The following is a 13,191-nucleotide window of genomic DNA, read 5'->3' as shown; positions in this document are numbered from 1 at the left end:
AAATTTTATAGTTTCCTAAACAATGAAAAAGCATGGCTCAAGCCGGTTCATTCCGGTAATGGCATGCTTTTTTCCTTTTTGTTTATTCTATACATACTCATGAACTTTCGGATTTGCCATACCAGTAGAAGCAAAAAAAAATCACGAAAAATTTTCAATGAACTTAGAAGCAAGTACAGTGCAAGTGAGATATAGGCTGAAGGTGGTACTTGCCTCAAACCTGCTAATGCCTACGGGCATACGCCTAGACCCAAATAATCATGATGCATAGGATAAAACATCTTCACTCTAAGAAGTTATAAGGAGGAGCCTTAATATGTTTGAATCAGATAAAAAGAAAGCTGACTTTGAGTGTGCACCGTCTAAGGATCATTTTGAATGCAAACCACACCACCACCATCCACATGTCAGTCTGGGGAAGATGGTGACAAAAGTGCCGGTAGTTCTTGCAGAGCTATGTCTTCAGGCCAATGTTGACACGAAGATTCATTTCCCGGAGCCAGTGTTGGAAATCAAGGATATCAAGAAAAGATTAAAATTAACACAGTGCAGATTACTGCTGCCGACAAGCAAATTATTCATTAAGGGATTTGTTAGGAAAAATATCCAATATGCAAGCCCTAGCATGGAGATCCAGGAAACAACATCATCTACAGTAGCTTCCGATCTTCACTCATATACTGTTGATATTCCTTTTCAGCTGGTTACAGATATAAGGGAGTATTTATCAAAACCTGTTCAGCCGAATATGAACAATCGAAAGGAATTTGACTTCTTCGTGTCAAAGCCATTATCAACAGGGTACCCTGAGAAGGATGAGCTGCTTACAAGTGATTTATCCCAATTCCATCAGGAAAGTACTCAATTCTATAATGAATTGCCTTTCTGTGAATTGGTATCAAGCCAAATAATCGAATGGGATGAGGCGATAGATCGACAGCCACTTCCAACGGCATCACCGATTGATGAGGGGTACTTTAATACAATTGAAGAGAAAATGGTTATCGACTTTACAGTCAGAGTCCTGCAAAACCAACAAATTCGTGTATCTTCTGCTACAAACGATCATTCTTACTATGACGAGTCTGAATAATATATCAGTAAAAAAGGTGGGGGATTATACTAGGACATCAATAGTATATCCCCCTTTTATACTTGAAAAAAGCAGGAAGGAGGGTTAGAAAAGATGCCACCTGAATTTCCTCCATTTCGAGGCGGCTGGACAGGAATCAGAGCCAACCCTGTATCTCCAAAAGCTCAAAACCCTGTTCAATCTCAAGAAAGACGCAAAAAAAAATGTCGCAAAGCCGTTGATTTTTCAGCCTCCTAAGGTAGACGGAGTGTATATGAAGCATACTGCTCACAAAAAACAATTATTCCGAGCAGAACCTGAGGATGAACCAAATGAATCTAAAGAATTGGAATTTGAAGAAAAGTTTGTTGGCAGCAATGTTAAAGAAGATTTAATAGATGCCTTTTTAAATGAAAAAAGCTCAGAATATAGCCTAAGCAAGGATGAAAGCTCCGAAAAATTTTATTATGCTGAAGAAAGCACCGAAGAATCGTTTATTATAGAAGAGAGTTCCCAACATTTTTTTCCGAAATGATGAAAGCTCTGAACAATATTACACAAAGAAAGAAAGTTCGGATCGAAAAATTGACAATGAAAAAGATCAGTTGAACAGGAAGTCATATCAATACCCATTGCACCGATCAACGAATGAGATACCTGATGAAATCGAAAGCCCAGAAGAAAGTGATGGTTCTCATAATCCACTAGAATCACTGGAGAGATTCCATAGCAGACCGGGAGAAAGAACTCAGATTATCAAGGTAAAACTCCCCGTCAATTTAGCCAATGTAAATTTAGAGGTGGATATATTTGATGTATTTAATTTAATCAAACCCATAGCGTCTGTAACTAATGTTGAATGGTCCATCCATTCAATTGATATGGATATTATACTTCCGACTACAAATTTTTTCTCAAAAGGTATCTTACTTTTGGATTTAGAATATGTAGAAAAAGGAGATAATCATGGGACAGGAACACTGCATTCATTAAAAATCCATGTTCCTTGGAGCAAAATTGTTAAGGTTGAGTGGATTCTTCCTCCAGAATTGTCCTGCAATAAAAGCAAGGAATATATGTTCACTGAGACTGATGGCAATGATCCAACTTTTCACAGGGAATTCAGTGAGAGATTAGTGGATAAACTTGATTTTCAGTTAACCAACCTTAGCTGCATTTGGAATGAGCAACTTCTAGAAAATGAGAAACTGTTAATCCAGGGATCAGCAACCATGGAAATTGACATCTACCAAAGACAGTGCGTAGATTTAAGAGATTTAGTTTCACATGCATGATAGACAGGGTGCCTCGCATAGAGACACCCTGTCTTAGTTTTAGTCTCTCATCATGTCGTAGATTCTTGATTGCATACTTTTCGGGCCCTTGTATTCTTCCTTGTAGGAACAAGAGGCGTCATCTTTTTCATACTTAGATGGCAACGCAACCTGCTGCTCCTGAAGCAATTTGATAAACAAGCCGACTTCCATTTTTTCTGTAATCCGCTTGAATCTGCCCCAGGCATCGTGATCCTTGTAAAGATCCAAGTCGTTTACAAAAGAGAATAGTAGCTTGCAATCAATAGGTTGATTGTAATATTCGTATGTGTAAGCACCGGAAGTGCAGTTATCTGCTCCCATGCCATGTTTATCAGTGTATCTTCTTTCATAAACTGTGTTCTTCTGACTAAAGTGTTCATGGTCAGGATAGTTCTTTACATATACAGCCTGATTACAATTAAAAGGAACATCGACGCTATAGTCTTTTACATTGCCACTGCAGCTTTCAACATATTGAATGTTTTTGTGGACGACTCCAGTGATGTAAAGCTTCACCATATGAGGGTCCATCTTTGAACGAATGGCTTTGCATTGCTTCAAAGAAACATTCCTGCGCATATGTTTAATTTCTCTTGCTGCTGTTGGAAGCTGGATATCTGCCTCTACTTCAGCCTGGATTTCTACTTCCGCTAATGGCACTGGTACATCGACAACCGGGTATTTTAAATGTTTTCCATCTGGTGGATAAGAATTGTTACTGCAGTCTACCCTGAAAGTTTCTGCCTGGTCACAATTTGGCTGTGGGGGACACCCATAAGAATTGCATCCTGTGTTTCTCTTCATTATTTTCACTCCTTATTTTTTGCAAAAGGATTAGAAACAAGAGATTTCTAGTTTCTTTCTTTTTGCTTACTATTTTTATATGCGACCACCAAAATAATGAATAGACATATGATAGAGGACAAACACATATTTTATATATACGAATTCTAAGAGGATAGAATAGAGGGGAACAGCCAAAACCCCATTTCCGAATCAAAAGGGAAATGAGGTATATGTCTATAATTTTTATTCATCAAACTAGAGAAATAGTCTAATATCGGGATTTCTTTTTATTTCCGCCGTTTAAAAGTCTTTTCGGGTCCATTTTTTTTGCTGTAACAGGAGGGAAGCATGTAATACCAGTAAAATCATTTAAGTCAACTTCAAAGCATGCGCCGGTACGGACAAATCCGCTAATACCGTGATTTCCTTCACAACGCTCTGGACATAATAACTCAAGAATCACACAGCAATCTGAACCTTTTACGAAATCAACAACCCTGAAAAAGCTGGAGCGGATATCAAAAAAACACCCATCAATATTAACGACCCCTGTTCCTACAAAGGTCTCGCATTCACCTATACAACCACAGAGCAGTTTAAATGGGATAGTATCAAACTTAGAGTGTTTACAATTACCCAACAGTTCTTTAATGGATCGTTCACAGCTGATTTCACAGTCCTGTTTCTTTCCTGCTACTTTTTTCTGTGCTAAATTGATTTCTTTTACTTTATCACAAACACAGCCATTATCTGCTTTTTTATAGTAATCCAAATTACCCGATTCGTCATATTCGTGCCAATTATGGTCCTTATGCTTTTGGTATTTCCAGTCATCGCTCTCGTGGTGATCGTGCCACTCATGATCCTTATGCTTTTTGTGCTTCCAGTCTGAGCTTTCGTGGTGATCGTGTCGCTTATCGCCCTTATGCTTTTCGTGTTTCCAGTCAGAGCTTTCTTTCTGGAAGCAATCGCTGCTCTCCATATGCTTGAAATATTTGCGTTCTTTTTTCCTTTTGCATTTGCTGCATTTACAATTATGCTCATAATGTTCATGGTCAGTAAACATATCGGACTCTCCTTCTTTTCATATTAATTGGTCTATTACATCATATGGGGAAAAGCCGTTTCCGTATGGGGAAATAACTACTTAGAAAAAATTCTTATCAAAAAGAAGCAGTGTGAAATTTGCTATTTGTATATTTTAGATTCAAAATTAAAGTGCAAAATAAAGTTACTGTTATTAAGTGGAGGTCAGCGAAGTGTTAAAAAAAGAAATGGAGCATTATATTCAAAAAAAGCTTAGTGAAAACCAAGACAGCGTTGAACTTTTTCGAGAGGAAAAAGAGTATGCAATTAAACATAATTTAATCGATCAGGGCTCGATTTCAATCTTTGAAATGCCATCTGAAAATCGATTTAAAGACGCGTATATCGAAAGGGGAGATAAGGAAACAGAGGAGTTTCTTGCCCGTGAAGATGATGACTTCCTTGGAGAGAAGATAAATTATTTTGATAAACATAAAAATGAATTTTTGTACATAGAGTCACAATGGTGGGAAATAGTTGGTGCTGATGCGGTATCATTTGAAAAAGATGATGTGTTTGGTAATTATGACGTTATGCTTGGTTTGAAACTTAAAAAAAAACAGGATTCAAAAATCAGGCAATTTTTTAGCGAGAATCTTGAGGGTGAAGGTGTAACGTACGATTTAATGTTTGATGGAAACGAAGGGGTCTGGAGTCTTAATTTTGCATTGAATAATCTCGAAGGGTACGATGAAGAACTTACGATTGGACAGGCTTTCAACTTGATTTACAGTTTTTTATTCAAACTTGCTGTATCAATTGAAGTCTAATAATGAGAAATGAAAGACGCCTTTATGGCGTTTTTTTATTGACCTTTTTAATAAATCCCTTTAGTTTAGCAGTGTATTACTATGATAATATACTAAAATTTCCCATATATGGTTGACAGATAAGCAGTAAGCCACATAAAATTAGATTAGTTATTAGTCAATAGTAAAAATTCTGAAATCGGGGTAAATCATGAGCCAAAATATTGCAATAGGGAAGGCAGCGATCCTGCTGGCGACCTTGTCAGAAAATGAATTGGAGTTATTAAGCCCTGCTTTAGATAACATCAAATATTGTCTCGGTCAGGTTGGCTCTATGAATATGCAAAAAGTCATTTCTGCAGTTGAAACGGCTGCAAAGCGAAATGGCTTATACACTCTGGTTTGTATCGCGAAACACATGCACTTTATCATGCAATCATGGAAGGAATGGAAGGTGTAACAAGAGGACATCTAGCCATTGGCGATATGAGCAGGACAGTTGGCCTTCGGTTTGCTATTGTCCGGGGAAAGCCTTTCTCAGCAGATGGCGAAGGAGAATGGATCGCAGTAGCATTTTACGGCACAATTGGAGCTCCAATAAAAGGCTCTGAGCATGAAACAGTTGGTTTAGGCATTAATCATATATAGTTTTGCATTGCCTATAGTCAAAAGTCAGAAGGAGGCGATGATGGCATAAATATGCCATTGTCGCCTCCTTTTTATATTAATTATTTCTTTAGGAGGAAAGTGATATGGTGGTATTAACCGGGGCATCGTTGAATCTTCAACAAGTGAAGCGTGTATGCTTGTATGAAGAAACTGTAGCAATCAGTCCGGAAAGCATGCAGAATGTTCAAAAGAGCAGGGAAGCAGTAGATAGAATTGTTGAAGATAAGCGTACGATTTATGGAATAAATACAGGCTTTGGTAAGTTCAGCGATGTAATCATTGATGAGCAGGATGTTAATGCACTACAGCTGAACCTGATTCGTTCCCACGCTTGTGGAGTAGGAGACCCTTTCCCTGAAATCGTTTCAAGGGCCATGGTGTTGTTGCGATTAAATGCTCTATTGAAAGGTTTTTCCGGTATAAGGCCATTGATTGCGGAACGGCTGGCGGAATTGCTGAATAATCATATCCATCCAGTTGTCCCTCAGCAGGGATCTCTCGGGGCTTCAGGTGATCTTGCACCTCTTTCGCATCTTGCGCTAGTCTTGATAGGAGAAGGTAAAGTTTTTTACAAGGGAAGGGTTTGCCCTACAGCGGAGGCATATAAAGAAGAAGGTTTGAAACCAATCTCATTGCAGGCTAAAGAAGGCTTAGCTCTCATCAACGGTACCCAGGCAATGACAGCAATGGGTGTAGTTAACTGGATAGAAGCGAATGAGCTGGCACTGCAAAGTGAATGGATTGCCGCTATGACAATGGAGGGACTGGAAGGTGTTATTGATGCATTTCATCCATCAATACATGAAGCCAGGGGCTATAAACAACAGATAGATGTTGCCGAAAGGATGCGCAGATTACTGGAAGGGAGCAAGCTTACGACGAAACAGGGAGAAAAGCGAGTGCAGGATGCCTACTCGTTGAGATGCATTCCCCAGGTTCATGGCGCTTCCTGGCAGGCCCTTGATTATGTTAAAGAAAAATTAGAAATAGAAATGAATGCCGCTACAGACAATCCCTTAATTTTTGATGATGGGAATCTAGTCATTTCAGGCGGGAATTTCCACGGACAGCCAATAGCAATTGCAATGGACTTTATGAAAATCGCAGTTGCGGAATTTGCAAGTATTTCCGAAAGACGGATCGAACGTTTGGTAAATCCGCAATTAAATGATCTACCTCCATTTTTAAGCCCCCAGCCAGGTCTGCAATCAGGAGCCATGATCCTCCAATACAGTGCGGCCTCGCTAGTTTCAGAGAATAAAACACTTGCCCATCCGGCTAGTGTTGATTCAATTCCTTCGTCGGCAAATCAGGAAGACCATGTCAGCATGGGAACGATAGCTCCAGGCACGCGTACAGCATTATACAAAATGCGAGGAGAGTGTTGGCGATTGAGTGTATATGCGCACTCCAGGCTGTCCAATATCGTGGAATAGATAAAATGTCACCTCAAACAAAGAACTTTTACGAGGATGCGAGAAATATAGTTCCTTCTATCACCGAGGATAGAATCTTTTCTGAAGATATTGAAAGACTTACAGAGTGGTTTAAAAAAAATAATAGGCAATGGACAGCTATTAGGCAAAGGGAAATAAATATGGTATAAAATGGTTTCTAATATGAAAATTAGAGGCCGGAATGTTCAGACAATAAGTAGCATACTATCATCTGAATCAACCTGTTACGGACATTTTATTTTGTAAAACTCTGAAGGCGAGATTATCAGACCAATTTTAAGAGAGTAAAATTAAAATAGAATAAGGGAGTGTATTAACATGAAAATAGAATCTTCCAAAGAGATCCGTGCCAAAAAAGGACTGGAGCTTGAGTGTAAAGGGTGGGAACAGGAAGCCGCTTTGAGAATGCTTTATAATAACCTGGACCCTGAAGTAGCGGAGAAGCCGGAAGACTTGGTAGTCTATGGCGGAATTGGGAAAGCTGCAAGGAATTGGGAATCATTCGAAGCGATAGTGAATACTCTGCGCCGCCTGGAAAACGATGAAACCCTGCTGATCCAATCCGGCAAACCAGTCGCGGTATTTAAAACTCATATAGCTGCTCCGAGAGTTTTGTTATCCAATTCGGTACTGGTGCCTAAATGGGCAAATTGGGAACACTTCCATGAGCTTGATCAAAAAGGATTGATGATGTATGGGCAAATGACGGCAGGAAGCTGGATCTATATTGGTACACAAGGTATTTTGCAGGGAACGTATGAAACATTCGCAGAGGTAGCAAGACAGCATTTCAGCGGCTCGCTAAGAAATACGATCACATTAACAGCAGGACTTGGAGGAATGGGAGGTGCCCAGCCGCTCGCAGTCACGATGAACGGCGGCGTATGTATCGCTGTTGAAATCGATCCTAACCGTATCCAAAAGCGGATTGATACCCGGTATTGCGATAAAATGACGGAATCATTAGAAGAAGCGATTACATGGGCAACGGATGCGAGGAATAAAGGGGAAGCTTTATCAATTGGATTGATTGGGAATGCTGCAGAGGTACATTATGACTTACTGCAACGCAATTTCAAGGTAGACATTGTTACGGACCAGACTTCTGCTCACGATCCTTTAAACGGATACATTCCTGTAGGCTATACTCTCGAGGAAGCCGAAAAACTCCGAAAGGAAAATCCGCAAGAGTATATTAAACAATCTTCTTTTTCTATGACTAAGCACGTTGCGGCTATGCTTGAATTCCAGCGGAAAGGAGCGGTCACATTTGATTATGGAAACAACATACGCCAGGTTGCCAAAGATCATGGTGAAGAGCATGCATTTGATTTTCCAGGGTTTGTTCCTGCGTTTATCCGACCTCTTTTTGCGAAGGAAAGGGACCATTCCGCTGGGCTGCATTGTCCGGAGATCCTGAGGACATTTACCGTACAGATCGACTCATTAAGGAGCTATTCCCGGACAATGAGCCACTGCAGCGCTGGATTGATATGGCTCAGCAAAAAATAGAGTTCCAGGGTCTGCCTGCCAGAATTTGCTGGCTTGGCTATGGTGAGCGGGTAAAAATGGGATTGGCAATCAATGAATTAGTCCGAAAAGGAGAGTTGAAAGCCCCTATTGTCATTGGGCGGGACCATCTGGATTGTGGATCAGTTGCTTCGCCGAATCGTGAAACAGAGGCTATGAAGGATGGGAGTGACGCTGTTGGTGACTGGGCAATCCTTAATGCACTTATCAATGTTGCTGCTGGCGGTTCATGGATATCCGTACACCACGGCGGCGGCGTAGGAATGGGCTATTCTCTCCATGCAGGAATGGTTGCGGTGGCTGATGGGACTGACCTGGCGGAAGAAAGATTGAGAAGGGTTCTGACAACTGATCCAGGTATGGGAATCGTTCGCCATGCGGATGCAGGGTACGATAAAGCGATAGAGGTTGCTAAGGAAAAGGGCGTTGACATACCAATGTTGTAATAAAGTCATTAAGAAGAAAGGATGGTTCATTTGGACTTTGATTTGTTAGTACATAATATTGGGCAGCTTATTCTGCCTGCATATACAGGAAAATCTTTAAAAGGTGAAGAAATGAAGCAGTTGACTGTAAAGGAGTCGGCAGCCTTTGCAGTTAGTGATGGCAAAGTAACATGGATTGGATCGGATGCAGAAGCGAAATCCTTCAATGCCAAAGTAAAACTCGACGCAGAAGAGAAGGTTGTATCACCGGGTTTGGTAGATCCTCATACCCATTTAGTATTCGGCGGTACCCGGGAGCATGAATTGGCGCTAAAACAGGAGGGAGTTCCATACCTTGAAATACTTGCAAGAGGTGGGGGCATTTTATCTACTGTAGAAGCAACGAAAAATGCTACATTGCAAGAACTCTTCGATAAGGCGAGCTTCCATTTGGAAAGAATGGTTTCACATGGTACAACAACCATCGAGGCAAAGAGTGGATATGGACTGGAAAGAGAAACGGAACTTAAGCAGCTCAGAGTCGTGAAGCAATTAAATGAAAAGTATCCTGTTTCCATCGTATCCACTTTCCTAGGCCCGCACGCAATCCCGCCATCCTACAATGGAAAAGAAAACGAATTCTTACAGGATATGATGGGTTTGCTTGAAGAGATCAAAGAAAAGAATCTGGCCGATTTTGCGGATATTTTCTGCGAAACAGGTGTATTTTCAATTGAACAGTCGAGGTTATTTTTACAAAGAGCAAAGGAAAATGGTTTTGGTTTGAAAATCCATGCTGATGAAATAGATCCCCTTGGAGGAGCAGAATTGGCGTCCTCCCTGGGAGCTGCAAGCGCCGACCATTTAGTTGCAGCTTCAGATGAAGGAATCAGAATGCTAAGTGAGAGTGAAACAGTTGCCGTCCTGCTTCCAGGGACGACCTTCTATTTAGGAAAAGAACATTATGCAAGAGCAAGGAAAATGATTGATGATGGAGCAGCTGTAGCCCTGGCAACAGACTTTAATCCTGGAAGCTGTGTAACTGAGAATTTACAATTGATTATGTCCCTGGCAGCATTGAAATTAAAAATGACATCGGAAGAGATCTGGAATGCAGTAACCATTAATGCAGCACATGCAATTGGCAAAGGTGAACTAGCTGGAACACTTGATGTCGGCAGGCAAGCAGACTTCGTCGTATGGGATGTGCAAAATTACAAATACATCCCTTACCATTACGGTGTGAATCATGCGAAAAGCGTGTATGTTTCTGGACAAATCATATGGGAGAGGATGCCGTTTGGAAAATTTCAGTTATCTAGATCCAGGTAAACCTGCAATCTTTAAAGACCAGTTTGTAACAAAGGTCAATGAATGTATTGTCCCATTTACCGATGGGGCAAAAGGAGAAATTGGATTGATCGGCCTGCCTTTTTCTAAGACATCCATTTCATTTTCCCAGGCAGCCGAGGCTCCAAAAACAATCAGGGCTTGCCTGAGCAGTTATTCTACTTACTCAGGGGAACAGAACAAAGGCTACGAGGATGTAAAAATTATCGATTTCGGAGATGTAATCACACATCCAACAAGTACGGATGAAAGTATAGAACGAATGTTTATAAGTGTAAGAGAAATGCTGGATCAGGATGTTTGTGGCCGCTATATCCTTTTAGGAGGCGACCACGGAGTGAGCTATCCATCCATAAGAGCCTTTCAAGAAAAATATGGGAGAATAGGGATCATCCAGTGGGATGCCCACCATGATGTGCGAAATTTGGAGAATGGGGGAAGGACGAACGGAACCCCTTTCCGAAGTTTGCTGGAAGGTGGTTTTATTCAGGGAGAGCACCTCGTCCAAGTAGGTATCAGGGACTTCGCCAATGCTAAAAAATATCATGATTATACAAAAGCGAACGGTATTGCTGTTTACACGATGGCAGACATTGAGTCAGAAGGCATTGTTCAAATTGTAAGGAGAGCGGTTGAACGGCTGTCCAGCCTTGTGGATGTCATTTATTTATCAGTAGATATGGATGTAGTTGATCAGGCTTTTGCACCTGGCTGTCCTGCAATTGGTCCTGGGGGACTGACAAGCAGGGAGTTATTGAACAGTATTTCTGAGGCCACCCAGCATGAAAAGGTTATAGCCATGGATATTGTTGAGATCGATCCATCAAAAGATTTCCGTGATATTACAAGCAGACTGGCAGCAAATGTAATGCTGAAATTTATGTATTCAGGGAAATAATGAAAAAATGATAAAAGCCTGTAAACTTATCTAAGTTTACAGGCTTTTGCTGATTATTTATTATTTAACAATTTATCAAGCATGTCGGAGAGAGAAGAGTTTGGCTGAAGGTTTTCCGAAGAAAATTGTTTCTTCAACTCATCTCTCATTTTCCCCTGACTATTGTTTAAATTGTCCTGGAGTTTTTTGTAGTTACGCTTTTGTTCGCGCTGCCTCATCAGGTTGTCCATGAGCTGTTCATTCATCTTGCGCATTTGTTCGACCATATCTTTGCTGCTTTGATTATCCATCCCTTATCCTCCTTCTCAACCGTTATGGCTTATTATAGAACATCCAATTTAACGACTACAGCAATCAGGATTTGCAGAAGGGCTTGAATATTAACGGCAACGTCTGTGTCAGTTGTAGTTACTTTTACATTCTTGGAACTTTCAACAATTGTTTTTTGAGTGTTTCTTTGCTTATTCTTCATAACTTGTTTGATATCCTGGACTACAGCATTTCCGCGATCAGTATCCCCGATTGTAATGCTGATTACTGCTGCAATTGCTGCTTGAAGGCCTAACTGTAAGGAGACAGCAGCTTGAGTGTCAGTTGTTTGTACATCTACACCCTCAGAATCCTTGATGATAATCCATTCGAATGATTGTTGATCAGTTTTCATAAACTGATCACCGTCTTGCAAAACTGATGCGCCGTCATCGCATTTGTCTTTCCCTTTTTCACAGTGGTCCAATGCTCTCCACTTTTTATCTTCACTCATGTTAATTTCACCTCTTTTTTTAAAATTTGAATTACAATACGTCAAGCTTTACAACAACTGCAACCAGTACCTGAAGCAATGCCTGGATGTTGACAGCCAAGTCTGTGTCAGTAGTAGTAACATTAATATCTTTAGAGTTTTTAATGATGATTTTTTGCTTGTTCGTTTGCTCTGAATCTAGTTTTTGAGAAATCTCTTGTGCAATCTTGCGGCCCCTGTCTGTATCACCAACAGTAATGCTTACGACTAGTGCAATTGCTAATTGCAATCCTACTTGAAGAGAAACAGCTGCCTGTGTGTCAGTTGTCTGGACACAAATATTGCACGAGTCCTTGATCCAAATCAGTTCGTCAGAATCCTGCTCAATCCCTGAAAACTGGAATCCATCCTGTACTACGTCTGCTTCTTCTTCTTTTTTAGACTTATGTTTCCCATCGTCGTATTTATCGCCGTGGTAGCCATAGTCCTGAGGTTTGCCGAATTCATGGTAATTCTTGCTTGCCATTTATTTCACTCCCTTTTACTTGGTATGGAATATCATATTAAGTTGCATGCTGTATAGATTGTGTGTATTCACTAGTTGCCTAGTAATATTTCAAAAAAAAACGCCCTTTTTTTAAGAGCGTTTTAAATTAGGATTACTTATCGGTGCTAGAGTTCTTTTTAGTATTATTAGAATTTAGGAAGGTATCTACCTGCTTACTAAGATCTTCTACTAAATCTCTGATTGCTTGCTTTTTATCGTCAGTTATTTGGTCTTTGACTTCTTCCGTGTTGATTCCGTTTTTCTTGAATAAATCGTTTACAAGCAAGTCAATGATACTGTTTGGAATCCCGTTAGGCTTTTTTTGGTCTGCCATCATCTTCTCTCTCCCTTTTGTAGAATATCGTCGTTTTAGACTATGCGAATGAGTCTTGAGAGGACACAACGAAGTCTGGGTCATAACCGCAAATATAAGCCTATTTTCCATCAAATCAAGGATTTCTGTTCAGAGAGTAAGGGTTCTATATAGAAAATTTAGGGAATGAGACTAAATGTTTCTGTGCTATTTTTATTTATCAAAATTAATGGGGATGAGTGTGATTCAAC

At 40.3% G+C, this 13,191-nt stretch carries 13 protein-coding genes and 3 pseudogenes; 10 read left to right on the top strand and 6 right to left on the bottom strand.

Annotated features, from left to right (window positions below; translation table 11 throughout):
- Window positions 1-316 precede the first annotated feature (316 nt).
- The 4 genes from JCM21738_RS18625 (at window position 317) to JCM21738_RS18615 (ending at window position 2,367) form a co-directional block, all read left to right on the top strand.
- Window positions 317-1,093, top strand: coding sequence for a CsxC family protein (locus JCM21738_RS18625; RefSeq protein ID WP_023614274.1), 777 nt, complete (start codon window positions 317-319; stop codon window positions 1,091-1,093).
- Window positions 1,094-1,186: 93 nt separating this feature from the next.
- A complete protein-coding gene (locus JCM21738_RS24505; protein ID WP_156315530.1) occupies window positions 1,187-1,330 on the top strand; it encodes a hypothetical protein in 144 nt (47 codons plus the stop codon).
- A 16-nt stretch (window positions 1,331-1,346) separates the two neighbouring features.
- Window positions 1,347-1,607: a hypothetical protein gene (locus JCM21738_RS18620; protein WP_035209860.1), complete on the top strand. Its 261-nt coding sequence runs from the start codon at window positions 1,347-1,349 to the stop codon at window positions 1,605-1,607.
- Window positions 1,608-1,677: 70 nt separating this feature from the next.
- Window positions 1,678-2,367: a hypothetical protein gene (locus JCM21738_RS18615; protein WP_148296146.1), complete on the top strand. Its 690-nt coding sequence runs from the start codon at window positions 1,678-1,680 to the stop codon at window positions 2,365-2,367.
- A gap of 39 nt (window positions 2,368-2,406) precedes the next feature.
- Here JCM21738_RS18615 and JCM21738_RS18610 read toward each other — a convergent pair whose 3' ends face one another.
- Window positions 2,407-3,192 carry a CsxC family protein gene (locus JCM21738_RS18610; protein ID WP_023614272.1) on the bottom strand — a complete coding sequence of 262 codons (786 nt, stop codon included), beginning with the start codon at window positions 3,190-3,192 and terminating at the stop codon, window positions 2,407-2,409.
- A gap of 250 nt (window positions 3,193-3,442) precedes the next feature.
- On the bottom strand, window positions 3,443-4,240 hold the full coding sequence (locus tag JCM21738_RS18605) for a CotY/CotZ family spore coat protein (protein WP_023614271.1): 798 nt from the start codon (window positions 4,238-4,240) through the stop codon (window positions 3,443-3,445).
- Between the two features lie 193 nt (window positions 4,241-4,433).
- Here JCM21738_RS18605 and JCM21738_RS18600 point away from each other — a divergent pair, with 193 nt between their 5' ends.
- The 6 genes and pseudogenes from JCM21738_RS18600 to hutG all read left to right on the top strand — a co-directional run bounded on the left by JCM21738_RS18600 (window position 4,434) and on the right by hutG (window position 11,338).
- Window positions 4,434-5,030 carry a hypothetical protein gene (locus tag JCM21738_RS18600; protein ID WP_023614270.1) on the top strand — a complete coding sequence of 199 codons (597 nt, stop codon included), beginning with the start codon at window positions 4,434-4,436 and terminating at the stop codon, window positions 5,028-5,030.
- A 190-nt stretch (window positions 5,031-5,220) separates the two neighbouring features.
- A pseudogene (hutP, locus tag JCM21738_RS18595) lies at window positions 5,221-5,657 on the top strand (histidine utilization transcription antiterminator HutP).
- A 104-nt stretch (window positions 5,658-5,761) separates the two neighbouring features.
- Window positions 5,762-7,284: pseudogene (gene hutH, locus JCM21738_RS18590) on the top strand (histidine ammonia-lyase).
- 169 nt (window positions 7,285-7,453) lie between these two features.
- Window positions 7,454-9,111 (top strand): annotated as a pseudogene (gene hutU, locus JCM21738_RS18585) (urocanate hydratase).
- A 30-nt stretch (window positions 9,112-9,141) separates the two neighbouring features.
- Window positions 9,142-10,422 carry an imidazolonepropionase gene (gene hutI, locus JCM21738_RS18580; RefSeq protein ID WP_023614266.1) on the top strand — a complete coding sequence of 427 codons (1,281 nt, stop codon included), beginning with the start codon at window positions 9,142-9,144 and terminating at the stop codon, window positions 10,420-10,422.
- Window positions 10,391-11,338, top strand: a complete 948-nt coding sequence (gene hutG, locus JCM21738_RS18575) for a formimidoylglutamase (RefSeq protein WP_023614265.1) — start codon at window positions 10,391-10,393, stop codon at window positions 11,336-11,338. Before hutI ends, hutG begins: the two co-directional genes overlap by 32 nt.
- A 53-nt stretch (window positions 11,339-11,391) precedes the next feature.
- Here the strand turns inward: hutG and JCM21738_RS18570 are convergent, their stop codons facing one another.
- The 4 genes from JCM21738_RS18570 to JCM21738_RS18555 form a co-directional block, all read right to left on the bottom strand.
- On the bottom strand, window positions 11,392-11,628 hold the full coding sequence (locus tag JCM21738_RS18570; protein ID WP_023614264.1) for a hypothetical protein: 237 nt from the start codon (window positions 11,626-11,628) through the stop codon (window positions 11,392-11,394).
- 32 nt (window positions 11,629-11,660) lie between these two features.
- Window positions 11,661-12,101, bottom strand: a complete 441-nt coding sequence (locus JCM21738_RS18565) for a spore coat protein (protein WP_023614263.1) — start codon at window positions 12,099-12,101, stop codon at window positions 11,661-11,663.
- Between the two features lie 31 nt (window positions 12,102-12,132).
- Complete coding sequence (locus JCM21738_RS18560) at window positions 12,133-12,606, bottom strand: spore coat protein (RefSeq protein WP_023614262.1); 474 nt, start codon at window positions 12,604-12,606, stop codon at window positions 12,133-12,135.
- Between the two features lie 133 nt (window positions 12,607-12,739).
- On the bottom strand, window positions 12,740-12,964 hold the full coding sequence (locus tag JCM21738_RS18555) for a hypothetical protein (protein WP_023614261.1): 225 nt from the start codon (window positions 12,962-12,964) through the stop codon (window positions 12,740-12,742).
- Window positions 12,965-13,191: the final 227 nt, after the last annotated feature.

It is taken from the genome of Mesobacillus boroniphilus JCM 21738 (assembly GCF_000517385.1).
GTDB lineage: Bacteria > Bacillota > Bacilli > Bacillales > Cytobacillaceae > Mesobacillus > Mesobacillus boroniphilus.
Note: the sequence above shows the minus strand (reverse complement) of the source record. Positions and strands in the feature narration are given on the sequence as shown.

Bases quoted from the DNA above. Each gene is read 5' to 3' on its own strand.
- JCM21738_RS18620 (WP_035209860.1), top strand. From the start codon at position 1,347: ATGAAGCATACTGCTCACAAAAAACAATTATTCCGAGCAGAACCTGAG.
- JCM21738_RS18605 (WP_023614271.1), bottom strand. From the start codon at position 4,240: ATGTTTACTGACCATGAACATTATGAGCATAATTGTAAATGCAGCAAA.
- JCM21738_RS24505 (WP_156315530.1), top strand. From the start codon at position 1,187: ATGCCACCTGAATTTCCTCCATTTCGAGGCGGCTGGACAGGAATCAGA.
- JCM21738_RS18565 (WP_023614263.1), bottom strand. From the start codon at position 12,101: ATGAGTGAAGATAAAAAGTGGAGAGCATTGGACCACTGTGAAAAAGGG.
- JCM21738_RS18560 (WP_023614262.1), bottom strand. From the start codon at position 12,606: ATGGCAAGCAAGAATTACCATGAATTCGGCAAACCTCAGGACTATGGC.
- JCM21738_RS18610 (WP_023614272.1), bottom strand. From the start codon at position 3,192: ATGAAGAGAAACACAGGATGCAATTCTTATGGGTGTCCCCCACAGCCA.
- JCM21738_RS18570 (WP_023614264.1), bottom strand. From the start codon at position 11,628: ATGGATAATCAAAGCAGCAAAGATATGGTCGAACAAATGCGCAAGATG.
- JCM21738_RS18555 (WP_023614261.1), bottom strand. From the start codon at position 12,964: ATGATGGCAGACCAAAAAAAGCCTAACGGGATTCCAAACAGTATCATT.
- JCM21738_RS18625 (WP_023614274.1), top strand. From the start codon at position 317: ATGTTTGAATCAGATAAAAAGAAAGCTGACTTTGAGTGTGCACCGTCT.